At 71.0% G+C, this 20964-nt stretch carries 19 protein-coding genes and 1 tRNA gene; 11 read left to right on the plus strand and 9 right to left on the minus strand.

The features are described 5' to 3' along the window. Nucleotides 1-90: 90 nt before the first annotated feature. A complete protein-coding gene (locus BIV04_RS09115) occupies nt 91-312 on the minus strand; it encodes a hypothetical protein (protein ID WP_071255982.1) in 222 nt (73 codons plus the stop codon). 110 nt (nt 313-422) lie between these two features. After that, nucleotides 423-1547, minus strand: a complete 1125-nt coding sequence (gene purM / locus BIV04_RS09120) for a phosphoribosylformylglycinamidine cyclo-ligase (RefSeq protein ID WP_071255983.1) — start codon at nt 1545-1547, stop codon at nt 423-425. Between the two features lie 71 nt (nt 1548-1618). Between purM and purF the strand changes: the two genes are divergently transcribed. The 3 genes from purF (at nt 1619) to BIV04_RS17125 (ending at nt 5569) form a co-directional block, all read left to right on the plus strand. Then, on the plus strand, nt 1619-3079 hold the full coding sequence (gene purF / locus BIV04_RS09125; RefSeq protein ID WP_071255984.1) for an amidophosphoribosyltransferase: 1461 nt from the start codon (nt 1619-1621) through the stop codon (nt 3077-3079). A 133-nt stretch (nt 3080-3212) separates the two neighbouring features. Beyond that, nucleotides 3213-4013 carry an ABC transporter ATP-binding protein gene (locus BIV04_RS09130; RefSeq protein WP_255364234.1) on the plus strand — a complete coding sequence of 267 codons (801 nt, stop codon included), beginning with the start codon at nt 3213-3215 and terminating at the stop codon, nt 4011-4013. Continuing rightward, on the plus strand, nt 3995-5569 hold the full coding sequence (locus BIV04_RS17125) for a hypothetical protein (protein ID WP_071255985.1): 1575 nt from the start codon (nt 3995-3997) through the stop codon (nt 5567-5569). The genes BIV04_RS09130 and BIV04_RS17125 overlap by 19 nt, the downstream gene beginning before the upstream one ends. 90 nt (nt 5570-5659) lie before the next feature. Here the strand turns inward: BIV04_RS17125 and BIV04_RS09140 are convergent, their stop codons facing one another. Together BIV04_RS09140 and BIV04_RS09145 are read right to left on the minus strand one after the other, a co-directional pair. Continuing rightward, nucleotides 5660-6070 (minus strand): hypothetical protein, encoded by a 411-nt coding sequence (locus BIV04_RS09140; RefSeq protein ID WP_071255988.1) that lies wholly within the window; start codon nt 6068-6070, stop codon nt 5660-5662. A gap of 79 nt (nt 6071-6149) precedes the next feature. Beyond that, nucleotides 6150-6530, minus strand: coding sequence for a sterol carrier family protein (locus BIV04_RS09145; RefSeq protein ID WP_071255990.1), 381 nt, complete (start codon nt 6528-6530; stop codon nt 6150-6152). A gap of 96 nt (nt 6531-6626) precedes the next feature. Between BIV04_RS09145 and purD the strand changes: the two genes are divergently transcribed. The 4 genes from purD to BIV04_RS09165 all read left to right on the plus strand — a co-directional run bounded on the left by purD (nt 6627) and on the right by BIV04_RS09165 (nt 10619). After that, nucleotides 6627-7895, plus strand: a complete 1269-nt coding sequence (gene purD / locus BIV04_RS09150) for a phosphoribosylamine--glycine ligase (RefSeq protein ID WP_071255991.1) — start codon at nt 6627-6629, stop codon at nt 7893-7895. Further along, the gene (locus BIV04_RS09155) at nt 7892-8875 is read left to right on the plus strand and encodes a phosphoribosylaminoimidazolesuccinocarboxamide synthase (RefSeq protein ID WP_083396320.1); all 984 of its coding nucleotides are present in this window, start codon (nt 7892-7894) and stop codon (nt 8873-8875) included. Before purD ends, BIV04_RS09155 begins: the two co-directional genes overlap by 4 nt. A 309-nt stretch (nt 8876-9184) precedes the next feature. Continuing rightward, nucleotides 9185-10024 carry a VOC family protein gene (locus BIV04_RS09160; RefSeq protein WP_071256004.1) on the plus strand — a complete coding sequence of 280 codons (840 nt, stop codon included), beginning with the start codon at nt 9185-9187 and terminating at the stop codon, nt 10022-10024. 25 nt (nt 10025-10049) lie between these two features. Next, nucleotides 10050-10619 (plus strand): GNAT family N-acetyltransferase, encoded by a 570-nt coding sequence (locus BIV04_RS09165; RefSeq protein WP_071255992.1) that lies wholly within the window; start codon nt 10050-10052, stop codon nt 10617-10619. Nucleotides 10620-10719: 100 nt separating this feature from the next. Here BIV04_RS09165 and BIV04_RS09170 read toward each other — a convergent pair whose 3' ends face one another. Further along, a complete protein-coding gene (locus BIV04_RS09170) occupies nt 10720-12222 on the minus strand; it encodes a catalase (RefSeq protein ID WP_054144898.1) in 1503 nt (500 codons plus the stop codon). 50 nt (nt 12223-12272) lie between these two features. Next, nucleotides 12273-12785, minus strand: coding sequence for a Fur family transcriptional regulator (locus BIV04_RS09175; protein ID WP_071255994.1), 513 nt, complete (start codon nt 12783-12785; stop codon nt 12273-12275). Between the two features lie 127 nt (nt 12786-12912). Here BIV04_RS09175 and BIV04_RS09180 point away from each other — a divergent pair, with 127 nt between their 5' ends. From BIV04_RS09180 to purL, 4 genes are all read left to right on the plus strand, one after another. Then, entirely contained in the window at nt 12913-14253 is a 1341-nt protein-coding gene (locus tag BIV04_RS09180) for an acyltransferase (protein WP_071255996.1), read from the plus strand. A 293-nt stretch (nt 14254-14546) separates the two neighbouring features. Beyond that, nucleotides 14547-14810: a phosphoribosylformylglycinamidine synthase subunit PurS gene (purS, locus tag BIV04_RS09185; protein WP_043597439.1), complete on the plus strand. Its 264-nt coding sequence runs from the start codon at nt 14547-14549 to the stop codon at nt 14808-14810. Next, entirely contained in the window at nt 14810-15505 is a 696-nt protein-coding gene (gene purQ, locus BIV04_RS09190) for a phosphoribosylformylglycinamidine synthase subunit PurQ (protein WP_054144901.1), read from the plus strand. The genes purS and purQ overlap by 1 nt, the downstream gene beginning before the upstream one ends. A gap of 35 nt (nt 15506-15540) precedes the next feature. Continuing rightward, complete coding sequence (gene purL / locus BIV04_RS09195) at nt 15541-17856, plus strand: phosphoribosylformylglycinamidine synthase subunit PurL (protein WP_071256006.1); 2316 nt, start codon at nt 15541-15543, stop codon at nt 17854-17856. A gap of 492 nt (nt 17857-18348) precedes the next feature. Here purL and BIV04_RS09200 read toward each other — a convergent pair. The 3 genes from BIV04_RS09200 to gltX all read right to left on the minus strand — a co-directional run bounded on the left by BIV04_RS09200 (nt 18349) and on the right by gltX (nt 20897). Continuing rightward, nucleotides 18349-18420 (minus strand) — tRNA-Gln (locus BIV04_RS09200). Between the two features lie 54 nt (nt 18421-18474). Beyond that, on the minus strand, nt 18475-19410 hold the full coding sequence (locus tag BIV04_RS09205) for an NAD(P)/FAD-dependent oxidoreductase (RefSeq protein ID WP_071255998.1): 936 nt from the start codon (nt 19408-19410) through the stop codon (nt 18475-18477). Further along, nucleotides 19407-20897, minus strand: coding sequence for a glutamate--tRNA ligase (gene gltX, locus BIV04_RS09210; RefSeq protein ID WP_071255999.1), 1491 nt, complete (start codon nt 20895-20897; stop codon nt 19407-19409). The genes BIV04_RS09205 and gltX overlap by 4 nt, the downstream gene beginning before the upstream one ends. Between the last annotated feature and the right edge of the window lie 67 nt (nt 20898-20964).

The raw sequence follows: 20964 nt of genomic DNA on the forward strand, positions 1-20964 counted from the left end.
CGAGGGGCCGTCGTCGTGTGTCACGGACCGATCGCCCGAGCGGGCGGCCGGTCGAGGGTGCGACCGTGACCGCCCGTCAGGAGGCGCGGGTCAGCCGCCGACGAGCGTCGCGACCGCGGGCAACAGCCCCACGACCAGCAGCAGGATCATGCCGCCGGCCGTGAGAGCTGCGACCTTGCGCCCACCGGTGACGGGCGACGCGGTCGACCGCGGCGGCGCCGGCTCGGCGGGGACACGGCTGACCCGGGCGCTGCGCGGGGCGGCGACCGCCGTGCGAGAGACGGAGGGGAGGGGGATGCGGGTGGTGCTCATGGGTCGACTCCTTCGTCGTCCGGTCTGACGTCGTCGTCAGCGCGCCCGGCACGGGCGTGCGTTCATGGTACGTCCGACGCCGGGGCGACGCCACGCGGCGTGACCGGCGATCAGCCCGCGTAGGCCCCGACGAGCCGCACCGCGCCTCCGTCGACTCCCTTGGCTCCCTGTTCGAACCCGGCGAGATCGCGCTGCCCGGTCGAGACGGTGCCGACGGGCCAGGTCACGATGCCGTCGGCCTCGAGGGCCGAGGTGACCGCGTCGGCCTGCGACGCGGCGACGACGGCGATCATGCCGATGCCGAGGTTCCAGGTGCCCTCGCTCGATTCGAGGGTCGAGCCGGCCAGGTCGCTCAGCACCCGGAAGACGGGCAGCGGGGACCAGGTCGAACGGTCGACCTCGGTCCACGACCCGCGGGGAAGCACGCGGGCGAGGTTGGCCGCGATGCCGCCCCCGGTGACGTGGCTGAGCGAGTGGATCGCGCCGTCGAGCGCGGGGTCGTCGAGCACGCGCAACAGGGGTGCCGTGTAGAGCCGCGTCGGTTCGAGCAACGCCTCGCCGACGGTGCCCGAGAACTCGGGCAGGGTGTCGTCGTAGCCGAGGTCGCGCGACGCGAGGATGTGGCGCACGAGCGAGAAGCCGTTCGAGTGCACGCCCGACGAGGCGAGGGCGAGCACGACGTCGCCGTCGTCGACGAGGTGCGGACCGAGCTGGCGCCCCGACTCGACCGCACCGACCGCGGCACCCGCCACGTCGTAGTCGTCGGGCCCGAGCAGGCCGGGGTGCTCGGCCGTCTCTCCGCCGACGAGGGCGGTGCCCGTCTCGCTGCAGGCGCGGGCGATGCCCTCGACGATCGAGGCGATGCGAGCCGGCACCACGCGGCCGCAGGCGATGTAGTCGGTCATGATCAGCGGCCGGGCACCGACGACGACGATGTCGTCGACGACCATGCCCACCAGGTCTTGCCCGATCGTGTCGTGCTTGTCGAGCGCCTGCGCGATCGCGACCTTCGTGCCGACGCCGTCCGTCGACGTGGCGAGCAACGGCTTGTCGAAGTCCTTGAGGAACGACACGTCGAACAGCCCGGCGAACCCGCCCACGCCGCCGACGACCCCGGGGCCGTGCGTGGCGCTGACGGCCGCCTTCATCAGCTCGACCGCCCGGTCGCCGGCGGCCGTGTCGACCCCCGCTGCGGCGTAGGAGGCGCTGGTCGAGTGGGCAGAGGAGGTCGCCATTCGTTCATCCGTTCGGTGTCGCTCTAGACTGTCGCGGTAACCCCAACTCTACGGTCTGGAGCCAGATCCGCATGTGCGGCATCGTCGGTCTCGTCGCGCACGAGCCAGCAAATCAACTCGTCTACGATTCGCTCCTCCTCTTGCAGCACCGCGGGCAGGACAGCACCGGCATCGCCACCGCCGAGGGCGGCATCTTCCACGTGCACAAGACCAAGGGGCAGGTTCGCGAGGGCTTCCGCACCCGCGACATGCGTGCCCTGCTGGGCAACATGGGCCTCGGCCACGTGCGCTACGCCACCAAGGGCGCGGCCAGCAACGAGCAAGAGGCGCAGCCGTTCTACGTGAACGCGCCCTACGGCATCGTGCTGATCCACAACGGCAACCTGACGAACACGCGTGAGCTCACCAGCGAGCTCTTCCACGTCGACCGCCGTCACCTCAACACCAACAGCGACACCGAACTGCTGGTCAACGTGCTCGCGCACGAGCTGCAAGAGCAGGTCAACGGCAGCGAGCTCGACCCCGAGCAGATCTTCGCGGCGGTCACCCGCGTGCACGACCGGGTGCAGGGCTCGTACGCGGCGATCGCCATGATCGCCGGCCACGGGCTGCTGGCCTTCCGCGACCCGTTCGGCATCCGCCCGCTGGTGCTCGGTCGCCGTCTCGCCGCCGACGGCGTCCGCGAAGAATGGATCACCGCCTCCGAGTCGCTCGTGCTCGAGTCCGGCGGTTACGAGATCGTCCGCGACGTCGCGCCCGGCGAGGCCGTCTTCATCTCGCTCGACGGGCAGATGGTGTCGAAGCAGTGCCACGCCAGCCCGCGGCTCATCCCCTGTTCGTTCGAGTACGTCTACCTGGCCCGCCCCGACTCGATCATGAACGGCATCTCGGTCTACGACGCCCGCCTGCGCCTCGGCAACCGACTGGCCGACACGATCGTCGCGCACTCTCCGATCGGCGACATCGACGTCGTCATGCCGATCCCCGACTCGTCACGCCCCGCGGCCATGCAGGTCGCCCAGAAGCTCGGCATCGAGTACCGCGAGGGCTTCTACAAGAACCGCTACGTCGGCCGCACGTTCATCATGCCGGGGCAGGCCGAACGCAAGCGGTCGGTGCGCCAGAAGCTCAACGCGATGTCGAGCGAGTTCAAGGGCAAGAACATCCTGATCGTCGACGACTCGATCGTCCGCGGCACGACCTCGCGCGAGATCGTCGAGATGGCCCGGGCCGCCGGCGCGAACAAGGTGACGTTCACCTCGGCCGCTCCCCCGGTGCGCTTCCCTCACGTGTACGGCATCAACATGCCGTCCCGGCACGAGCTGGTCGCCCACGACCGGAAGATCCCCGAGATCGCGCGCGAGCTGGGTGCCGACCACCTCATCTACCAAGAGGTCGCCGACATGCAGGCCGCCATCACCGAGGGCAGCGACGTCACCGAGCTCGAGATGAGCTGCTTCACGGGCGAATACGTCACCGGGACGGTCAGCCCCGAGTACCTCGCCTGGGTCGAGGCCAACCAGCTCAGCTGAGCCGGCGCGTCCGTCGGCACCCGCGCCTCCTGCGTTCTCCGCCGCCGGTACGCCCGTCGCCACCCGCACCTCGCCCCCGCTTCCACCCCCTGGGGGAGGCGCGGTGTCGGCGGGCGTCCCTAGGCTGGGGGCCATGAGCGACGTCGGCATGCCCCGCCCCGAACCGACCGCGACGCCTCCGGCGTCCGCACTGCAGATCACCGGCCTGCGCAAGGCCTTCGGCGACAAGGTCGCCGTCGACGGCATCGACCTGACCGTGCCGACGGGCTCGTTCTTCGGCCTCGTCGGCCCGAACGGCGCCGGCAAGACGACCGCGCTCTCGATGGCGACCGGGCTGCTGCGTCCCGACGCGGGCCGCATCGAGGTGCTCGGCGTCGACGTCTGGTCCGATCCGACGCACGCCAAGTCGCTCGTGGGCGTGCTGAGCGACGGCATCTCGCTCTTCGACCGCCTCACCGGCGAGCAGCTCGTCACGTACCACGGCCTGCTCAACGGCATGAGCCGCGAGACGACGGCGCAGCGGGTCGGCGATCTGCTCGACCTGCTCGACCTGCGCTCGGCCGGCGGCACGCTCGTCGTCGACTACTCCGCGGGCATGACCAAGAAGGTGGCCCTCGCCTGCGCGCTGGTCCATGCGCCGCGCCTCCTCGTCCTCGACGAGCCGTTCGAGTCGGTCGACCCGATCTCGGCCGCGAACATCCGCGACATCCTGCACGGTTACACACAGAACGGCGGCACGGTCATCGTGTCGAGCCACTCGATGGACCTCGTCCAGCGCATGTGCGACCACGTCGCCGTCATCGCGGCGGGGCGCGTGCTCGCGGCCGGCACGACCGACGACGTGCGGGCCGGCTCCACCCTCGAAGACCGCTTCGTCGAACTCGTCGGCGGTCGCCAGCACAACGAGGGGCCGTCGTGGTTGCGCACCTCCTGAGTCTGCGCTGGCGGGTGCTGCTGAACGGCTTCAAGCGCAGCACCTGGCAGATCGTCGCAGCGGTCATCGGCGGGCTCTACGGTCTCGGCGTGCTCGCCGCGGTCGTCGCGGGCCTCGTCGCCCTCTCGTTCGCGCCCGAGCGCTGGGCCTGGACGGCCGGCGTGCTCGGCGGCTCGCTCGCGGTCGTCGGCTGGGTCGTCGTGCCGTTCGTCGCCCGGGGCTACGACCAGACCCTCAGCGTCTCGAAGCTGCGTCAGTTCCCCTTGCCCGCCGACCGCCTCCTCGTCGCGCTGTTCGTCGCGGGGCTGCTGGGCATCCCGGGCATCATCACGCTCGTCGCCGCCCTCGCGACGACCTTCAGCTGGCTGCAGCACCCGCTGTCCGCCGTCCTCGCCCCGTTCTGCGGGCTGCTCGGTGTCTTCGTCTGCGTCGCGGCGTCCCGCGCGGTCGAGACCGCCACCAGTGCGCTGGGCGCCAAGCGTCGCTACCGCGAGCTGATGAGCGTCGCGATCTTCGTGCCCCTTATCCTGGCCGGGCCCCTGATCGGCCTGGTCGGCCAGGGCCTCAGCTCGCTCGGCGACGACCTGCCCCGCGTCGCCCACGCGCTGTCGTGGAGCCCGGTCGGCGCCGCCTGGTCGATCCCCGGCGACGTCGCCCTCGGCCGGCCGGGCGAGGCAGCCCTCAAGGCCCTCATCGCCGTGGCCACCCTGGGTGTACTCCTGCTGCTCTGGCGACGGGGCCTGGCGACGGCGCTCGTGGCGCCCCCGGCCGTCACGGCCACTGCGGCGTCCAAGGGCCTCGGACTCTTCGCGCGCTTCCCCGCGACGCCGACCGGCGCGGTCGCCGCCCGCACGGCCGTGTACTGGCTGCGCGACCCGCGGTACGGCGGGTCGCTGATCGTCGTCCCGCTGATGCCGGTCCTGGCGATCTTCCTGTCGTTCTCCCTCGACACGTCCTGGCCGCTGTACGCCATCGGCCCGGCCGTGGCCGCCCTGCTCGCCATCACGCTGGCCGCCGACGTCTCGTACGACGGCACGGCCTTCGCCGCCCACCTGTCGACCGGGCTGGCGGGTTCGGCCGATCGCGCCGGCCGCGTCCTGACGCTCGGGCTGTTCGCGGTGCCCTCGGTCGTGCTCGCCACGCTCGTCCCCCTGGCGGTGGTCGGGCGGCTCGACGTCGCCCCCGCGCTGCTCGGTGTCGGCCTGGGCCTCCTGCTCACGGGGTTCGGGGTCTCGAGCGTGGCTTCTGCGCTCTACCTCATGCCCGTCCCGGCGGCGGGCGAGAGCCCGTTCAAGTCGCCTCCCGGGGCCAACGTCACCTCGACCCTGGGGCTCTACGCCTCGTGGGCGATCGTCTTCGTGCTGGCACTGCCCGAGCTCGTGCTCGGCGTCGTGGCGCTGGTGCAGGGGTCGGTGCTGCTGGGGCTGCTGACGCTCGTCGTGGGCGTCGCCCTCGGGACCGTCCTGATGGTGGTCGGCATCCGACGTGGCGGACGCCTGCTCGATGCCCGGGGTCCCGAGCTGCTCACCCGGTTGCGGCGGGCTCGCGGCGCCTGACCCGGGCCGTCGGCCCGGACGTGCTCCCGACGTCGGTCGGGGTCGGTCCTCCGACGTGGGCCGAGGTCACGGTCGGTCGGCCGGACGACGTCAGGCGCGGTCGGAGTCGCCGTCGGTCACCTGGCGGGGCGCGGCGTCGGCCTCGTCGACCGGTACCTCGAGGCGTTCGCGTTCGACCTGGACGCGCTTCGCGCCGCGGCTGGTGACGCGCTCGGCGATGATGGCGACGATGCAGCCGACGGCCCCGCCGATCGTGAGCCCCCAGAGCGAGATGTACCCGTAGGTCTGCGCCACGCCCTCGCCCGAGTCGAACGGGAAGAGCGAGGTGACGATCAACGACACGACGACCCCGAGCGCCGCGCCCATGATCAAGAAGACGGGCACCTTGGGCGCTCGGCGCACGGTGACCTCGTCACGTTCGACGATCGACTCGGCGGCGCGTTCGACCGTGGGCTCGACGACGGGCTCGGGTCGCTGCTGGTCGTCGGGTGCGTTCGTCACCCGCCCATCATCCCAGAGGAGGCCGACGAGCGCCGACGCCCGTCTCGACGTCGAGCATGGCCCACCGAGGAGGCGCGGGTCAGCCCCGCTGCCAGGCGATCGGCACGTAGCCGGTCAGGTCCGCCCTGCTGCCGGAGGCCGACACGAGCGCCCCGGCCCGCGCCTCCTGCCAGCTGAGGTCGCCGGTGGCGAGTCGCACGAAGGTGGCGGCGTCGGTCTCGACGACGTTCGGCGGGGTGCCCCGGGTGTGGCTGAGGCCCTCGCGGAACTGCACGGCCCCGAACGGTGGCACGCGGACCTCGACCGTGGCCCCGGGTTCGCCGTCGGCGAGCACCTGCAGCAACCAGCGGACGGCCATGGCGGTCACCGGCCGCGGCGCGGTCTCGTCGGCGGCGAGCGCCGCCCGCACCTCGCCCACGGCGGTCGATCCCGCCGCGTCGTCGATCCGTGCCCTGGCCATGCGCCCACGCTACCCGCGGGCCGCTTCCCCGCACCGCACCTCCAAGGCTCCGCCTCGGACTCGGCACCGCGGCACACCCTCGGTAGGCTGTGGCGCGTGCGAATCCTCGTCCTCGGTTCCGGTGCTCGCGAGCACGCCATCATCACCGCCCTGCTGCGCGAAGACGCGGGCCACGAGATCGTCGCGGCCCCCGGCAACGCGGGCATCGCCGACCAGGTCGACATCGTGCACCTCGACCCGTCGAACGGTGCCGTCGTCACCGAGTACGCACTCGAGAACGACGTCGAGCTGGTCGTCGTCGGCCCCGAGGCCCCGCTGGTCGCCGGTGTCGCCGACGCCCTCCGCACTCGGGGCATCCCGGTCTTCGGCCCCGGCAAGAAGGCCGCGGCGCTCGAGGGCAGCAAGACCTTCGCGAAGCGCATCATGGACGAAGCCGGCGTGCCCACCGGGCGGGCCACGCGCGTGGGCACCCTCGACGAGGCCGTCGCGGTGCTCGACGACTTCGGCTCCCCCTACGTCGTCAAGGCCGACGGGTTGGCGGCAGGCAAGGGCGTCCTCGTCTCGGACGACCGCGACGCGGCGGTCGAGCACACCACCTACTGGTTGCAGCACGGGCCCGTCCTCGTCGAGGAGTTCCTCGAGGGGCCCGAGGTCTCGCTGTTCTTCCTCAGCGACGGCCACACGGTCGTGCCGCTCAGTCCCGCGCAGGACTACAAGCGCCTGCTCGACGGCGACGCCGGCCCCAACACCGGCGGAATGGGCGCCTACTCGCCGCTGCCCTGGCTGGGCGACCGCTTCGGCAGCGAGAAGGACTTCGTCGACGAGGTGCTCGACACCATCGCCACCCCGACGGTGCGTCAGCTCGAGTCCGAGGGGACGCCGTTCATCGGCCTCCTCTACGCCGGTCTCATCCTCACCGAGAAGGGCGTGCGCGTCATCGAGTTCAACGCCCGCTTCGGCGACCCCGAGACGCAGGTCGTCCTGCCCCGTCTGATCACGCCGCTCAGCGGACTGCTGCTCGCCGCGGCGACCGGGTCGCTCGGCAACCACGAGTCGCCGCGCTTCTCGTCCGACGTCGCCGTGACGGTGGTCCTCGCCAGCGAGGGCTATCCCGAGGGCGCCGTCAGCGGTCGCCCGCTGCACGGACTCGACGACGCGACCGCCGTCGCCGGCGTGCACGTCGCCCACGCCGCGACCGCCCGTCTCGACGACCAGCTCATCGCCACCGGCGGGCGCGTGCTCAGCGTGGTGGCCGAGGGGTCCGACTTCACCGAGGCCCGGGGTCGGGTCTACGAGGCCCTCGCGCGCATCGAGCTCGAGGGCGGCCAGTACCGCCACGACATCGCCGAACGGGTCGCCCGATGACCGCCCCCGAGGGCACCACGGCCCAGGCCGACGCGACCGCAGGAGGCGCGGCTCGCCAGGCCACGCCCGTCACTCCGGGCACCCCTCGCCACCTCGACGGCTGGACGCCCGTGTACTCGGGCAAGGTCCGCGACCTCTACGTCCCCGCACCGGTCGCCGGCTCGGTCGGCGACGCCGCCACCCTCGCCGACACCGAGCACGTTCTCGTCGTCGCGAGCGACCGCGTCAGCGCCTTCGACCAGGTGCTCGAGCCCGGCATCCCGGGCAAGGGCGCCCTGCTCACGCAGCTCAGCCTCTGGTGGTTCGCGCAGCTCGCCACCGTGCCGAACCACCTCGTCGATCCGACCACCGCCTCCGTCTCGTTGCCCGCGCAGGTCCGTGACCGCGCGATGCTCGTGAAGCCGCTCGACATGTTCCCCGTCGAGTGCGTCGTCCGCGGGTACCTGGTCGGCAGCGGCTGGGCCGAGTACCGCGAGCACGGCACCGTCTGCGGCATCCCGCTGCCCGAGGGACTGTCGAACGGCGACCGGCTGCCCGAACCGATCTACACCCCGGCGTACAAGGCGCCCCTCGGCGAGCACGACGAGAACATCTCGTTCGAGCGCACCGTCGAACTCGTCGGCGCCGAGACCGCGGCGGCCCTGCGCGACCGGTCGCTCGAGATCTACCGTCTGGCGTCCGACGTGGCCGAGGCCCGCGGGGTCATCCTCGCCGACACGAAGTTCGAGTTCGGCGCCGACCGCGCCACGGGCGAGATCACCCTGGGCGACGAGGTCCTCACGAGCGACAGCAGCCGCTTCTGGGACGCCGAGGTCTACGCCTCGGGCAACCGCACCCAGAGCTTCGACAAGCAGATCGTCCGCGACTGGCTCTCCGCGCACTGGGACGGCACGGGCGAAGCGCCTGCGCTGCCCGACGACATCGTCGCCCGCACGGCCGCCCGTTACCGCGAGCTGATCGAGCGCCTCACCGCCCGCTGACCCGGGCCCCGCGCCCGGCCCAGGGCTTCGCACCGCGTTTCGTGCACGGCACCGCATCGAGATCCGGTGCAGTGCACGAAACGCGGTGCACAGTCGGTCGGGAATGCCCGACGTGGCCGGCCGGTTCATTTCGGTGACGTGTCACCGACCGGGTGGCCACCCCGACCGACCAGACCGAGGGCACCCATGACCGACACCTCCGAGACCGACGCGACCCGCGCCTCCTCGTCCTCCGCAGCCGACTCGTCGGCGACGGGACAGCGGGCATCGGGTGCACGCACCGCCGACCTGCTCGCCGCCGACACCGGCATGGGTGCCGTCACCCTCCGGGTCGCCGACCTCGACGCGATGACCGCGTACTACCGCGACGCGGTCACCTTGACGGTGCTGACCGCCGAGCCCGCCGTGGGCCGCGTGGTCCTCGGCCGAGGAGCGACGCCGATCGTCATCCTCGAGCACGCACCCGAGCTGAGGCACGCGGGCCCGCGAGAGGCCGGCCTGTTCCACACGGCGATCCTCTTCGAGACCGAGGCCGACCTCGCCGCCGCCGTCTACGGCGTCGCGACCCGTCACCCCGGCACGTTCACCGGCAGCGCCGACCACCTCGTCAGCAAGGCCTTCTACTTCACCGACCCCGAGGGCAACGGCATCGAGCTCTACTGGGACCGTCAGCGCTCCGAGTGGTCCTGGACACACGGCCAGGTCGACATGGCGACCCTCGCCCTCGACCCGAACGCGTTCGTGCAGCAGAACGTCACCGAGGAGGCGCTGGCCGGCTCGGCATCCCGTCCCGCCACGGTCGGCCACGTGCACCTGAGCGTGGGCGACGTCGAGTCGGCCCACCGGTTCTACGTCGAGCAGCTCGGCTTCGAGACGACGACGCGTTTCGGGCCGCAGGCCCTGTTCGTCAGCGCGGGCGGCTACCACCACCACATGGCGATGAACACCTGGAACAGCGCCGGGGCCGGGCGTCGCCAACTGGGGCTGGGCCTCGGCCTCGTGCGCATCGAGGTGCCGACGTCCGACGATCTGGGCGCCCTCGGCGAGCGCCTCGACCACCACGGCGTCGCGACCCGCGACGACGGGCGGGTGCTGGGGTTCGACGATCCCTGGTCGAACCAGATCCAGGTGACCGTCCGACCGAGCTGACCACCGGCACCGCTAACGTCGAGGCATGCCTGCAGCCGAGTCCCCCACCTTCTCCACGACCCGCGAGGGCGATCTCACGCTCGACGACCACGAGGCGATCGCGGCGACGCTCGCCCGGGCGTTCCCGAGCTACGACCACTGGTACGCCGGGGCTCGCAGCTGGGCGGGCATGCAGCCCGAGCTGAGGGTCGTCGCGCGTCAGGGCGACGTCGTGGTGGCGCACGCCGGCCTGCGTCGCCAGTTCGTCACCGTCGGCGACGCCGACCTGCTCGTCACCGCGGTCGGCATGGTCGCCGTCTCGCCGACCGTCCAGGGCACCGGCCTCGGCGGCGAACTGCTCCGTCGGGTCGACGCGGCGCTGACGTCGCTCGACAGCGGCTTCGGCGTGCTCGAGACCGGCGACGACGTGCAGGGCTTCTACCGTCGCGGCGGCTGGCTGCCGCTCGACGGCCTCACGGCGCACTACACGGCGTTCAGCGCCGACGGCGCCGGCGTCCTCGTCACCCAGGACCACGGCTGGCTGCTCCGCGAGGGCACGCGCACCCTCGCCGACTGGCCCCAGGGCGAGCTGCACTGGAACGGTCAGATGGTCTGACCCGGGCGGCACCCGAGACCGCTCGAACCCCGGAACGCCGAGGAGGCGCGGTGACCGACGAACGGTCACCGCGCCTCCTGCGGTCTGTCGCGACTTGCGGCTACGCCGGGACGCCGACCTCGGCCGGGTCCTCGTTCGAGCCGGGAGCCTCGGGCTCGACGCCCTTGCGGACGCGCAGGCCCAGGGTGGGGTCGACGTTGGTCCAGTACTCGTAGACGCGCTCGCGCAGGGCGGGCTGGGTGACCTTCGAGACGTGGCCCACGATGTTCTGCACCAGGCGGTCGCGCTCCTCGTCGTTCAGCACCTCGCGGACGAGCGTGCCGGCCTGGCCGAAGTCGTCGTCCTCGGGGTGCAGCGTCACGGACGAGCGGACGAGCTCGCCGTCGCTCTCCCAGCCGCCGGTGTCACCCGCGGCCTGAGGGTCCGCCGCCGGGCCGCCCACCGAGTTCGGTGCGTAGACCGGAGCCGTCGCCTCGCTGAAGTGGTACCGCGCGGCGCCGTCCTTCGAGTACGAGTGCACCTCGGTCTTGGGCGTGTTCACCGGTAGCTGCTGGTGGTTGACGCCGATGCGGTAGCGGTGGGCGTCCGCGTAGCTGAAGATGCGCGCGAGCAGCATCTTGTCGGGGCTGGTCGCGATGCCGGGGACGAAGTTCGACGGAGCGAACGCGGCCTGCTCGATCTGCGCGAAGTAGTTCTCGGGGTTGCGGTTCAGCGTCATGGTGCCGACCTCGATGAGCGGGTAGTCCGCGTGCGGCCACACCTTCGTCAGGTCGAACGGGTTGAAGCGGTACGTGGCCGCCTCGTCGTAGGGCATGACCTGCACCGACAACGTCCAGGTCGGGAAGTCGCCGCGGTCGATCGCCTCGGAGAGGTCGCGGATGTGGAAGTCGGCGTCCTCGCCCGCGATCCGGTCGGCGTCGTCCTGCGTGAGGATCTTGTTGCCCTGGTTCGTCTTGAAGTGGTACTTGACCCAGAAGCGCTCGCCCTCGGCGTTGATCCACTGGTACGTGTGTGAGCCGAAGCCGTCCATGTTGCGCCACGAGGCGGGGAGGCCTCGGTCGCCCATCAGCCAGGTGACCTGGTGCGCCGACTCGGGCGACAGCGTCCAGAAGTCCCACTGCATGTCGTGGTCGCGCAGGTGCGAGCCGGGCAGGCGCTTCTGCGAGTGGATGAAGTCGGGGAACTTGATGCCGTCACGGATGAAGAAGACGGGCGTGTTGTTGCCCACGAGGTCGTAGTTGCCCTCGCTCGTGTAGAACTTCAGCGCGAAGCCGCGGGGGTCGCGCCACGTGTCGGGGCTGCCCTGCTCGCCGGCGACGGTCGAGAAACGGGCCAGCATCTCGGTCTCGACACCGGGCTGGAACAGCGCGGCGCGCGTGTAGCGCGAGACGTCGGCCGTCGTGACGAACGTGCCGAAGGCTCCGCCGCCCTTGGCGTGGACGATGCGCTCGGGCACCTTCTCACGGTTGAAGTTGGCCAGCTTCTCGACCAGCTTGTGGTCGTGCAGGACGATCGGGCCGTCGGCGCCGACCGACTGCGAGAACTCGTCGCTGGCGGCGGGGGCGCCGTTGTCGGTGGTGGTGATCTTCTTGGCGTCGGTCATGTGTCCTCTTTCGTTCGTGGTTCGTCGTCGTGTGAGATCAGGGGGGAGGGTCAGGCCACGGAGACGGCCGCGTCGGTCGCGTCCGCGCGGTCGGACGAGGAGGCGCGGCTCGGCTCGTCGCCCTCCGCACCGTCGGCCTCGGCCACTCGACAGGCCGGGCACAGACCCCAGAAGGTCACCTCGGCGGTCTGCACGAGGTAGCCCGAGTCGTGCGAGGGAGTGAGGCAGGGGGCGTGGCCGACGACGCAGTCGACGTCGGCGACCGAGCCGCACACCCCGCAGACCACGTGGTGGTGGTTGTCGCCCGTCCGCAACTCGTAGAGCGCCGCCGAGCCCGCGGGCTCGATGCGGCGCACCAGCCCGGCGCCGGTCAGCGCGTTGAGCACGCCGTACACCGCCTGGACCGACGTGCCGGGCAGTTCGATTGCCACCCGGGCGAAGACCTGCTCGGCGGCCGCGTGCGGCGACGGCTCGAGGGCGCGCAACACGGCGAGCCGGGGCTCGGTCACGCGCAGCCCGGCGGAGCGCAGGGCCTCGCGGGGGTCGTCGGTCAGGTCGGTCATGGGTCAAGTGAACCACTCTTTTGATCGGATCAAAACAATCCGGGCCAGCTCGGAGGGTGTTCCCGGGTTGGGACGCGCCCTGTGAACAACCGCCTCGGGGGCCCGTCGGATCGCTAGCGTCATCGACATGAGCACCGCCGCCACGACCTCGTCGTCAGCCTCCCCCGCCGTCCCCCCGGGGCGCGACCTCGTGGTCGACCTCGCCCGCGTCTTCTGCGTCCTGCTGGTCGTGGCGATCCACGTGATGATGGTCGGCGTCGCCGTGGACGCGACGGGTGCCGTCGTGGCGAACCGCCCCCTGCAAGAGCAGTCCTGGTTCCCCCTCTCGACCTGGGTCGGGCAGATCATGCCGCTCTTCTTCGTGGTCGGCGGCTTCGCCAGCGTCACGGCCTGGGCCGGCGCTCGTCGCCGCGGCGACGACGCCGGCGACTTCGTCCGGGGCCGTCTGCTGCGGCTCGCCCGGCCGGCGAGCGCGGTCTTCGCCGTCCTCGCGATCGCCCTCGCCGTGGCGACCCTGCTCGGCGCCGATCCCGACCTGCTCGACGTCGTGGCGACCGGGGTGGGCTCGCCGTTCTGGTTCCTCGCCGCCTACGGCATCACCCAGGTGCTCGTGCCGGTCATGGCGCGGTTGCACGCCACCCGCCCCTGGGCGACCCTGTTCGTCCTGGCGGCGGCCGCCGTCCTGGTCGATGCCGTGCGGTACGGCACCGGCGTCACGGCCGTCGGCCTCCTCAACCTCGCCTTCGTGTGGCTGTTCGTGCAGCAGCTCGGCTTCGCGTACGCCGACGGGCTGTTCCGTCGGACGCCTCGGGTCGTCCTGCTCGTCGTCGCCGTCGCGGCCTACGCCGCCCTGGTCCCGCTGACCACGGCCGGGCCGTGGTCCGACGACATGCTGAGCAACCTCAACCCGCCGACGGTGCCGCTCATGGCGCTCGGGGTGGCCCAGATCTGCGTGCTCTCGCTCGTGCACCCCGCCCTGTCCCGCCTGATGTCCACGTCGCCGGCCCGCGCCGTCGTGTTCGCGATCGGCAGCCGAGGCATGACCATCTACCTCTGGCACCTCCCGCTGCTGATCGCCCTGCTCGGGTCCCTGTTGGCCGTGGGCGGGCCGCTCCCCGAGCCCTCGACGGCCACCTGGTGGTGGACGCGCCTCCCGATCTGGGCCCTCGTCATCGGGCTGGCCTGCCTCGTGTCCCTGGCCACGGCGCGGTTCGAGCTGCCGCCGCGAGCGCTCCCCGAGGGCCGACGCCGCGCCTCCTGGTGGCTGATCGGGGCGGCGGCGGTGCTCGCGATTGGGCCGCCGTTCGAGGTCATGCAAGAGGGGCTCGACCTGCGCAACGCGGTCGCGGGGGCGATCTGCCTGCCCCTGGCGATCTGGCTGCTCGGACGGTCACGCCCCTCCGTCGACGCCGAAGTCGTCCGCCGGACGGCCCGGGCCGACGCCGTCGGGCCGACGGACGCGGCCTGACAGGGGTAGACGCCCGGCCGACGGGGGGTTCGGCCGGGCGTCCGGCGGTCTCGGGGCGGATCAGGAACCCCTCGACCGGAAGCGGAACAGTAGGCCCGATCACGAGGCCCGTGTCCTGTCCGCCGAGATCACTGTGCGGCGCGAACCCATGATCCGGCTGACAAGAGCCTCGCATTCCCCTGACGATCGACGCGACGGCCCGTCCGCCCCGGACGGCGGCACCACCAGGAGGCGCGCGCGGCTGCCGTAGACTCGTCGCGTCCACCCGTTGACGCCTCTGCAGGAGTAAACCAGTGCCCACAATCGTCGTCGAGGTCATGCCCAAGGCTGAACTGCTCGACCCCCAGGGCAAGGCCGTCGCCGGTGCCCTCTCCCGTCTCGGCAAGGGGGCGTTCACCGACGTCCGCATCGGCAAGCGCTTCGAGGTCACGGTCGAGGGCGAAGTGACCGACGCCGTGCTCGCCGACGTCCGCGAGCTCGCCGACGACATGTTCTCGAACTCGGTCATCGAAGACGTCGTCTCGATCACCGTCGCCGACGCTCCCGCCGCGCTCTGATGCGCGTCGGCGTCGTCACCTTCCCCGGCTCCCTCGACGACCGCGACGCGCAGCGCGCGGTCCGACTCGCGGGCGGCGAGCCCGTCGCCCTCTGGCACGGCGACCACGACCTGAAGGGCGTCGAGGCGATCATCCTGCCCGGCGGCTTCAGCTACGGCGACTACCTGCGCGCCGGCGCGATCGCGTCCTTCTCGCCGATCATGGCCGACGTGGTCGACGCCGCGAACGCGGGCATGCCCGTCCTCGGCATCTGCAACGGCTTCCAGATGCTCGCCGAGGCCCGACTGATCCCGGGTGCACACACCCGCAACGCGCACCAGCAATTCATCCGGCGAGACCAGCGCCTCGTCGTCGAGAACGCCCGCACCGACTGGACGAACGGCTTCACCGAGGGGCAAGAGATCACCATCCCCCTCAAGAACGCCGACGGCCGCTTCATCGCCGACGCCGAGACCATCAAGCGCATCGAGGGCGAGGGGCAGGTGGCCTTCCGCTACGTCGGAGTCAACCCGAACGGGTCGATGGACGACATCGCCGGCGTCACCAACGCGCGCGGCAACGTCGTCGGTCTCATGCCGCACCCCGAGCACGCCGTCGAAGAGGGCTTCGGCCCCGACACCCCCGCCGCGATGTCGAGCGGGGTCGACGGCCTGACCTTCTTCACGTCCGTTCTCGAGAGGGCCCTCGCCAAGTGACCGACCAGACCGACCGCGCCCCGCACGACGCCGAGATGATCGACGTCCGTCCCGAGGGCCACGTCCCCGACACCGTGGCGAACGCCGCGGCGACGCCCGACCGAGAGCAGCCCTACGGCGCCCTGGGGCTCAAGGCCGACGAGTACGCGAAGATCCGCGAGATCCTCGGTCGTCGCCCGACCAGCGGTGAGCTCGCCATGTACTCGGTCATGTGGAGCGAGCACTGCTCGTACAAGTCGAGCAAGATCTACCTCCGCCAGTTCGGCCAGAAGGTCTCCCCCGCCATGAAGAAGAACCTCATGGTCGGCATGGGCGAGAACGCCGGCGTGGTCGACGTGGGGGGCGGGTGGGCCGTCACCTTCAAGGTCGAGTCGCACAACCACCCCAGCTACATCGAACCGTTCCAGGGCGCCGCCACCGGTGTGGGCGGCATCGTCCGCGACATCATCTCGATGGGCGCCCGTCCCGTCGCGGTCATGGACCAGCTGCGCTTCGGCGACATCGACGCGCCCGACACGGCTCGCGTGGTCGACGGCGTCGTCGGCGGCATCAGCTTCTACGCCAACTGCCTCGGTCTGCCCAACATCGGCGGCGAGACCTACTTCGACGCGGTGTACCAGGGCAACCCCCTGGTCAACGCGTTGGCCGTGGGCGTCCTGCGCCACGAAGACCTGCACCTGGCCAACGCCCGGGGTGTCGGCAACAAGGTGGTGCTCTTCGGCGCCCGCACCGGTGGTGACGGCATCGGCGGCGCCTCCATCCTCGCCTCCGACACGTTCTCGTCCGGTGGGCCCACCAAGCGTCCCGCCGTCCAGGTCGGCGACCCCTTCGCCGAGAAGGTGCTCATCGAGTGCTGCCTCGAGCTGTTCCGCGACGAGCTGGTCGAGGGCATCCAAGACCTCGGCGCCGCCGGCATCAGCTGTGCGACGTCCGAGCTCGCCTCGAACGGCGACGGTGGCATGTTCATCGAACTCGACAACGTCCTCCTCCGCGACCCGTCGCTCACCGCCGAAGAGATCCTGATGAGCGAGAGCCAGGAGCGCATGATGGCCGTCGTGCGTCCCGAGAAGCTCGACGCGTTCCTCGCCGTCGTGGCGAAGTGGGACGTCGAGACCAGCGTGCTCGGCGAGGTCACCGACACCGGCCGTCTCGTCATCAACTGGCACGGCGAAGAGATCGTCAACGTCGAGCCCCGCACGGTCGCCGTCGACGGCCCGGTGTACGAGCGCCCCGTCGCCTACCCGAGCTGGATCGACGCACTCCAGGCCGACAGCGCGTCGTCGCTGCCCCGCCCCACGGGCAACGCGGTGCTGCGCGAGCAGTTCCTCGAGCTGCTCGGGTCGCCCAACCTGGCCGACAAGAGCTGGGTCACGAACCAGTACGACACCTACGTGTTGGGCAACACCGCCCTCAGCTTCCCCGACGACGGCGGCATGATCCGCGTCGACGAAGAGACCGGTCTCGGCTTCGCGATCGCGACGGACGCCAACGGGCGCTACTGCCAGCTCGATCCCAAGCAGGGTGCGCGTCTCGCACTGGCCGAGGCGTACCGCAACGTCGCCGTGACCGGTGCCGTGCCCGCCGCGGTCACCGACTGCCTGAACTTCGGCAGCCCCGAAGATCCCGAGGTCATGTGGCAGTTCTCACAGGCCGTCGAGGGTCTGGCCGACGGTTGCCTCGAGCTCGAGATCCCGGTGACCGGTGGCAACGTGTCGTTCTACAACCAGACCGGCACGAGTCCGATCCACCCCACGCCCGTGGTGGGTGTCCTCGGAGTGATCGACGACGTCGCCAAGCGCATCCCGTCCGGCTGGCAGGACGAGGGCGACAACATCTACCTGCTCGGCACGACGGCGCTCGAACTGGACGGGTCGGCCTGGGCCGGCGTCGTGCACGACCACCTCGGCGGCCGCCCGCCGGCGGTCGACCTCGCGGTTGAGGCCCAGCTCGCGCAGCTCCTGCACGCCGGTGGTGACCAGTCGCTGATCGCGGCGGCCCACGACCTCAGCGACGGCGGCCTGGCGCAGGCGCTGGCCGAGGCCGTGCTGCGCTTCGGCGTCGGTGCCCGCGTCTGGCTGGGCGAGGTGCTCGAGCGTGACGGCATCGACGTCGCGACGGCGCTCTTCAGCGAGTCGACCGGTCGCGTGATCGTCTCGGTGCCGCGCGAGGACGACGTCCGCTTCCGTGGCCTCTGCGAGGGCCGTGGCTACCCCGTGGCCCGCATCGGCGTGACCGACGGCGAGTCCGGGTCGCTCGAGGTGCAGGACGTCTTCACGGTGTCGATCGATGAGCTGCGCAGCACCCACCGCGGCACGCTGCCGGCCCGTTTCGGAGCCACGATCGGCGAGTAGCTCCTCCACCTCCCCGAATCGGGCGAGTCCGTCGGAACCTGTCGTCATCAGACGCCCGGTTCCACCGGACTCGCCCGTTCTGGCCTTCGGGTTACTTCTCCTTCCGGAGCGACATGCGGCCCCTCAGGGTCGACCGGGGCCGACCTGGGTTCCCCTGCGGCGAACCGGATGAGACAGCGCAGGACGCTGGAGGCGCGTGTCGCTCCCAGCGCGGCGTGCCCCCGCCCCGTGGTCGCGATGGGCATCCCCACAGCCGCGCCCGATGTGGGGCGCAGGGCACGACCAGCGAAGCTCCCGGGCCGAAGGTCAGCCGATCCCCGTTCGGCGAAGCCGAACACCCCGCCGGAGGCGGGCAGACGAACACGAACAGCAATGCCCCCGGACCGAAGGTCAGCCGATCCCCCGTTCGGCGAAGCCGACCACCCCGCCGGAGGCGGGCAGACGAACACGAACAGCAATGCCCCCGGACCGAAGGTCAGGGGGCATTCATTGCTGGGGTACCTGGACTCGAACCAAGAACAACTGAACCAGAATCAGTCGTGTTGCCAATTACACCATACCCCAATGATGACAACCGTCAGGTCTACATCACTGTCGGCCCATCATCTGGACCGACGTCTACTGTACAGCATCCGCCAGGTGTTCGAGGCCACCGATCAGGTCGCGGTTGATGACGGCGGCCACGCGGGCGCCGTCACCGGCGGCGACGATCAGTTGCTGAGGCCCGGGCGCCGTGCTCTCACCGGCCGCGTACAGCCCGGGCACCGAGGTCCGTCCGTGCCCGTCGACGACGAGCAACCCGTCGTCGTCCAGGTCGGCTCCCGTCGCGGAGACGTAGTCCAACGCGGCCGACCACTCCGGGCGCACGAATCCGCCGGCCCGAGGGACGACCGTGCCGTCCTCGAGCACGACCCCGCGCATGCCGTCGCGATCGCCGTCGATGCTGGTGACCCGGCGACGATCCACCGTGATGCCGCGGGCGGCCAGCGCAGCTTCGTCCGCCGAAGTCACGACGTCCGAGCCATGCGTGAACACGATGAGGTCGTCGGTCCACTGCGAGAGCAACAGCGCACGGTCGACGAGGTCGGGGTGCTCACCGATCAGGGCGAGCGGTTGGTCACGCTTGTCGTATCCGTCACACTCGATGCAGCTGTGGATGTACGTGCCGTAGAACGCCCGGAGTTGCGCGATCTCGGGCAGGGTCTCGCTCAACCCCGTCGTCACCAGCACGGCCCCCGCGACCGCGGACGACTGCTGCCCCCGGAACTCGCACGAGATCTCGAACTCTTCGTCGACCGGAACGACGTTCGTCGCCAGCGTCTGTCGGTGTTCGGCCCCCTCGTAGCCCAGGAACTCGTCGCGTCCGAGCTTGCGCAGCTCGAGCGGCGAGATGCCGTCCCGCGTGAGGTACCCGTGCGAGAGCAACGTGGCGGAGTTGCGCGGCCGGTTGCTGTCGATCAGCAGGACTCGTCGTCGGGCGCGGACGAGGTTGAGCGCGGCACTCAATCCCGCGGGACCTCCCCCGATGACCGCGACGTCGTAGCGCTCGGTCATGAGCGGTCGGCGAGGGCGGCGAGTCGGGCCAGGGTCGACTCGCGCCCGAGGATCTCCATGGACTCGAACAGCGGCGGACTCACCCGACGACCGGACAGCGCCACGCGCAGCGGCCCGTAGGCCACACGGGGCTTGAGGCCCAGGTCGTCGACGAGCGCCGCCTTGAGGGCGGCCTGGATCGGCTCGTGCGTCCAGTCCGAGACGCCCTCGAGGGCAGCCGAGGAGGCGCGCAGCACTTCGCCGGACCGCTCACCCAGCGAGGCGAGCGCGTCGTCTTCGTGGACGAGGTCGTCGTCGGCGACGAACAGGAACCCGAGCATGCCCCGAGCCTCGGACAGGAGGGTCATGCGCTCCTGGACGAGAGGTGCAGCCTGCACCAGCACGGCACGCTCGGAGTCCGTCGGGGGCACGCTGACGATGCCGTCCAGGTAGGGCAGCAGGCGCTCCGTGAAGTCCTCGACCGGGAGCAGACGGATGTGGTCGCCGTTGATCGACTCAGCCTTCTTCACGTCGAACCGTGCCGGGTTCGGATTCACGTCGACGACGTCGAACGCCGTGACCATCTCGTCGATCGAGAACACGTCCCGATCGTGCGTCAAGGACCACCCCAGGAGGGCGAGGTAGTTGACGAGGCCTTCGGGGATGAACCCCCGGTCGCGGTGGTGGAACAGGTTCGACTCGGGGTCGCGCTTCGAGAGCTTCTTGTTGCCGTCACCCATCACGTAGGGCAGGTGGCCGAACCGAGGGACGAAGGTCGTGATGCCGAGCTCGACCAGCGCTTCGTAGAGCGCGATCTGCCGTGGCGTCGAGGAGAGGAGGTCTTCGCCTCGCAGGACGTGGGTGATGCCCATCAGGGCGTCGTCCAGCGGGTTGACGAAAGTGTAGAGAGGCACGCCGTTCGGGCGGACGACGACGAAGTCGCTGAAGGACCCCGCCGGGAAGGTGATCTGACCCCGCACGAGATCGTCGAAGCTGAGGTCGCGGTCGGGAACGCGCAGTCGGAGCGCCGGCTGCCGCCCTTCAGCCCGGAAAGCGGCCCGCTGCTCGTCGGTGAGCTCGCGCTCGAAGTTGTCGTAGCCCTGCTTGGGGTCTCGGCCGTTCGCGATGTTACGCGCCTCGATCTCTTCGCCCGTGGCGAAGCTCTCGTAGAGCAGGCCGCGCTCGAGGAGTTGATCGATGACTCCGCGATAGATGTCGTGGCGCTGCGACTGTCGGTAGGGACCGTGAGGCCCGCCGGCGTCGACGCCCTCGTCCCAGTCGATCTTGAGCCAGCGCAGTCCGTCGAGGATCTGCTCGTAGCTCTCTTCGCTGTCTCGGGCAGCGTCGGTGTCTTCGATGCGGAACACGAGCTTGCCACCCGTGTGCCGGGCATAGGCCCAGTTGAAGAGGGCGGTACGGATGAGGCCGACATGCGGCGTTCCGGTGGGCGAGGGGCAGAACCGCACGCGCACATCGGCGCCAGTGGCGGTGGAGAAGGGAGCAGACATCGGTGTCGATCTTACCGGGGTCTACCAGCTGATCAGCGTTAAACGCAGAAAGGCCCCTTCCGAGGAA

This window comes from Frigoribacterium sp. MCBA15_019, from assembly GCF_001864945.1.
Lineage (GTDB): Bacteria > Actinomycetota > Actinomycetes > Actinomycetales > Microbacteriaceae > Frigoribacterium.